We start from the raw sequence: 4607 nt of genomic DNA, 5'->3' as shown, positions 1-4607 counted from the left end.
GATTTATAACTGTAATGGGTATACTTATCCTACTTTTAACCTAACAAAAATATAATGAATCTATTACTCAAAATAGCTTTAGGTTTAATAGGTATAAGTGCAATAATGTTTGTTCTTGCCGCTTCACTCTTTACATATTCTGGTGAAAGTCTTCATCCTATTATATCAACTAGGGGGATGTACTCCTTTATGCTATGGCTACCGGTTTTTCTATTTGGAGGTTTGCTTTTGATAATAGTTGGGATAGCGAAATTGGCAACCAATTCATAAAGTGTCAAGTCATCGTCTTTCTTGCAATTTAAAGTCGAAGAACTTCCCCCACCTTTGATTTAACAAAAGCACAACATTATGTTTATTTTTTTGTTCCATATTTAAGGGTTGACTTAACACTAAAGAGATGGAAAAGATTATGGAATATTGGCTCTTTGGATTATTTATCATCTGTTTATTCTTTATTTTCATCTGGATAAGCAGGAAAAACAGACGGGATAAAGAGGAGTTGCAGGATAAAATTATCCAATCGGAATTAAAACCGGAAAAGAAAGACGAGAATAATAATGATAGTGATTCATTATAATGCTCCATTTTAAGCGGAATACTTTATGCAGCTTCAGACATATGATACTACGCCTGAAGCCTGAAAAGTTTATGATTTAAAATTCTGCTTATAACATTTCGCAGATTGCAGCCGGCGAATAGTTTACAGATTTCAGCGTTTTATGATCGCCTTTTCTATATACCAGGAATAAACCATCTTCTTCTTTGTAATAAGCTTCTGTTCCATCCTTTTGATTGTAATGAGCGATGGTAGACTCTGCCTCTTCAACAGTTTTACAAGCTTTGCTCATGTTACTTCTGTGAACTTCGTTAAATAAGTCTTTAAACTTCTCTGCCAAACCAAATTCGAGAATAGCGCCCGAGAGTACATATTGCAAATCACAAAAAGCATCTGCTACTTCCACCATATCATTATTGGCAATTGCTTCCTGAAGTTCCTTTAATTCTTCTGCGATTAATGAAATCCTCAATTCGCATCTTTCTTTAGATGGAATTATCGGAGCTGCTTCTATAGGGTGTTTAAATGTTGTATGAAATTCTGCCACACTTTCCAATGGCTTAGGATCCTGAATCATTGTAATTTTGAATTTTATGAAAGGACAAATGTAAGTAAAAGTAATAAGTCCGGAGACCGAAGACCGAAGCTAAAATACAAGAAACAAGAAACAAATAAGTAAAGTATCAAGACTAACAACTAAAGACTAACCAACTAACAATTAGAAATTACTATACTTGCATTCAAATTTAGACTTTATGATGGATTGGAAATATTTAATCTCTAATAAAAGATTTGGACAAGAGGATAGAGCGGTTTACACAGACAGAGCGAGATCCGATTTTCAGAAAGATTATGACCGGATTATCTTTTCATCTCCATTCAGGCGACTTCAAAATAAAACTCAGGTTTTCCCTTTGCCGGGAAGTGTTTTTGTCCACAACAGACTAACACACAGTCTGGAAGTTGCCAGCGTTAGCCGTTCTATGGGAACAATATTTCATAATCTGGTTCAGGATGAAACCCCTGATCTGCTGCATGAAGTTCCTTTAATTAGCGAAGTTGGCAATATTGTGGCCGCCGCCGCTCTGGCACATGACCTGGGTAATCCGGCATTCGGACATTCAGGCGAAGCAGCTATTTCCAGGTATTTCACCGATGGCGACGGAAAAAAATATCAAAACCAGGTTTCTGAAGCTCAGTGGAAAGATTTGATACATTTTGAAGGAAATGCTAACGCTATTAGAATTTTAACCCATCCTTTTAATGGAAAAGGAAACGACTCTTATGCATTGACTTATTCTACTTTGGCTACAATTGCTAAATATCCCTGTGCTTCTATTGCAGGAAAGAATAAGCTGTTTATTAACAGAAAGAAATACGGCTTTTTTCAATCGGAACAGAAAAGCTTTAAAAGAATAGCAGAAGAGCTGCAATTGCTAAAAGTTCAGGATGAACCGGTTATTTATCACCGGCATCCTTTGGTTTATCTTCTAGAAGCTGCCGATGATATCTGTTACAGCATTATTGACCTGGAAGATGCCCACCGTTTAAAGATTCTTTCTTATGACGAGGTAAAGCGTTATTTGCTTCCACTAGCCAACAGTAATTCTACAGAAGCCCGTTTGGAAACCGATTATGATGATAATGATGCTAAAGTTGGTCTGTTAAGGGCAAAAGCTATCAATACTTTGATTATGAACTGTACCCGAATATTTTTCGATAACCAAGAGCAGATATTAAACGGAACATTCAATCAGAGCTTAACGGAATCGCTTTCTTCTCCGCTTAAAGAAGCATGGAAAGCTATAGAAGATATTTCGGTCGAAAAAATATACAACTACTCTTCGGTTATAGAAAAGGAAGTTGCAGGATATAAAGTAATGGCGGGTTTGTTAGAAGAGTTTGTGCCGGCATTGATTCATAATGACACACATTACTATAAAAAATTAGTAAAACTGATTCCTAAACAATTCCTGACAGACAAGACAGATACTTATTCTAAAATTCAGTCTGTGCTTGATTTTGTGTCCGGAATGACGGATTTATATGCTGTAGAATTGTATGGAAAAATAAAAGGGCTGTCTTTCCCTGCGATAAGGTAAGACAACCCTTTCTATATATACTTCGGTTAGTAGATAATAAAATCTTATTGACTAAATATATTTTTAGCTGTAATCTCTCAGGGTATTAATAAATAAATTTCGTAGCTGTTGCTTTATGATCAATTTTAGTACGCAATATATAAATACCGCTTTTTGCTTTTAAAGAGAGAACCAGTGTATTCACTCCTTTTTCCAATTTAAAATCTTCTTTATATACTACCCTGCCATCTATACCGGCAACTTCGAGAGGCACCAGGCCATTATAAGATGAATTTAAGGTAACTTTTAATAGTTGCTGCTCTTTTAATACCTGCACTGTTAACGGTTTCACTATTTCAGCAGAAAATTTTTGAACGGCAATTGGCGAATAAATAAAGCCTCCATCAAAATCCACCTGTTTAATTCTGTAATAGTTAGGTCCCAATGCAGGATTTAAATCCAGAAAAGAATAGGTTTGTTGTAAATCTGAATTTCTCCCGCCTTCAACCCTTCCTATTTTATAGAAATCGCTGCTATTCGCTGATCTTTGTACTTCGAAATAATCATTATTCTTTTCGAACGAGGTGTTCCACAATACATCAACGCCATTATTGTTTAATCTGGTTTTAACCTCTGAAAATCTTACCGGGAGTGTATTAGATACTTTTCCTCCTATAGAAAGTACGTTTTCCTGTGTCCCCGAAGTTGTAGGTCCTATTGCAAATGGGTTGGTTCTCGCATTTGCAAACCCCCAAACGTACAGCCTTAATGTAATTGTTTTTGTAGAAGGAACATTCTGAAGTGCCGTAATTCCTGATAAATTAACAGGAAACTCATCCCTAACTATTGCAGACGAACTGGCAAAAACGGTATAATTCCCGATAAAGCTAGGTTCATCATTATCTAAACTATAAGCCCAACAATATCCTGGTAAGTTATCTGCAACCATGGTAGACCCATTTCGCCACAGACGGACATTGATATCTGATAGAGACGCATAGTATCCTGCTTTGGCTTTAACCTTAAACTCAAAATACATATTGTTAGTTTTTGCATTGTCCCTAGTTCCCCCACCAGCTATTACATTTATTAAAGTGGCATTAAACAATCCACCAGCACCATTCGGCGAAGCTATTACACCACCTACATCTGTAGTATTCCTAAGTCCTGCTCCTCTCACCAATGTTGAAACCTCTAAATTAGATTCATTGGTTGTCGCATCGAAAGACACTTCGCCTCCAGTAGAAGCAGGAATTATTGGATCTATATGTGGATTACCACCAAACTGCCAGGCCAGTATTGTTGGTGCATTAGAAACTATTCCATTTACTGAAAGTACATTTTCCGTCATTCCTGCATCTAAATGTCCTATCGCAAAGCTATTACTAGCAGCATTCAAAAATCCCCATACATATAGCCTTAATGTTATAGTAGTTGCAGAAGGAACATTTTGAAGTTCGGTAACACCAGATAAATCAATTGGTGCCTGAACATCCCCATCTGTTGTATTATTTGCCGAAAAGGCTACGTCATCCCCTATTGGGGTAAAACCGCTTCCATCATTCTTCAAGCTATACATCCAGACATACCCACCTGAAGGTGATTTCCCACTTCTTCTCAATTTAGCATTAATAACAGCTAAAGAAGTATAATAGCCTTCTTTAGCCTTAACTTTAAATTCAAGATACAAATCATTGTTAACCGCTGTTGCTCTATTCCCAAGCGTAGCAGTAGAACCAGCAGGCAATCTCGAAGAGAATCCCCTCTGAAAACTAGATGGTTCGAGTCCAGTTCCTCTAACTAAAGTAGAAACCTCCAGATTAGGATGAACTGTGGTTGCATTATAACTCGCTTCATTCCCTGCAGAGGCGGGGTTTCCAAACTGCCAACCCAATATCTGGGCATTGCATTTTGGTAAAGACACTAAAAACAGCATAGACAATACGGCCAAAACTGTTAAAAAGTAGATT

General features: G+C 36.9%; 4 protein-coding genes. 2 read left to right on the top strand and 2 right to left on the bottom strand.

Annotated elements, in window-relative coordinates:
- The first annotated feature begins 397 nt into the window (after positions 1–397).
- Complete coding sequence (locus tag ABWO41_RS15680) at positions 398–577, top strand: hypothetical protein (RefSeq protein WP_353140070.1); 180 nt, start codon at positions 398–400, stop codon at positions 575–577.
- 88 nt (positions 578–665) lie between these two features.
- Here the strand turns inward: ABWO41_RS15680 and ABWO41_RS15675 are convergent, their stop codons facing one another.
- Positions 666–1133, bottom strand: coding sequence for a pyrophosphohydrolase domain-containing protein (locus ABWO41_RS15675; protein ID WP_353140068.1), 468 nt, complete (start codon positions 1131–1133; stop codon positions 666–668).
- A 181-nt stretch (positions 1134–1314) separates the two neighbouring features.
- On the opposite strand from ABWO41_RS15675, the gene ABWO41_RS15670 reads away from it, so the two are divergent.
- Positions 1315–2658 carry a deoxyguanosinetriphosphate triphosphohydrolase gene (locus ABWO41_RS15670; RefSeq protein ID WP_353140072.1) on the top strand — a complete coding sequence of 448 codons (1344 nt, stop codon included), beginning with the start codon at positions 1315–1317 and terminating at the stop codon, positions 2656–2658.
- An 85-nt stretch (positions 2659–2743) separates the two neighbouring features.
- Here ABWO41_RS15670 and ABWO41_RS15665 read toward each other — a convergent pair.
- Positions 2744–4607 (bottom strand): hypothetical protein (locus ABWO41_RS15665; protein ID WP_353140066.1); only part of this gene is annotated, 1864 nt, incomplete at its 5' end.

This window comes from Pseudopedobacter sp. (genome assembly GCF_040392825.1).
In the GTDB taxonomy this organism is placed as follows: domain Bacteria; phylum Bacteroidota; class Bacteroidia; order Sphingobacteriales; family Sphingobacteriaceae; genus Pseudopedobacter.
The sequence above is the reverse complement of the archived record's forward strand: the minus strand, read 5'-3'. Positions and strand labels throughout refer to the sequence as shown.

Excerpts from the sequence above, each read along its gene's own strand:
- ABWO41_RS15675 (WP_353140068.1), bottom strand. The coding sequence starts at position 1,133 with ATGATTCAGGATCCTAAGCCATTGGAAAGTGTGGCAGAATTTCATACA.
- ABWO41_RS15680 (WP_353140070.1), top strand. The coding sequence starts at position 398 with ATGGAAAAGATTATGGAATATTGGCTCTTTGGATTATTTATCATCTGT.
- ABWO41_RS15670 (WP_353140072.1), top strand. The coding sequence starts at position 1,315 with ATGGATTGGAAATATTTAATCTCTAATAAAAGATTTGGACAAGAGGAT.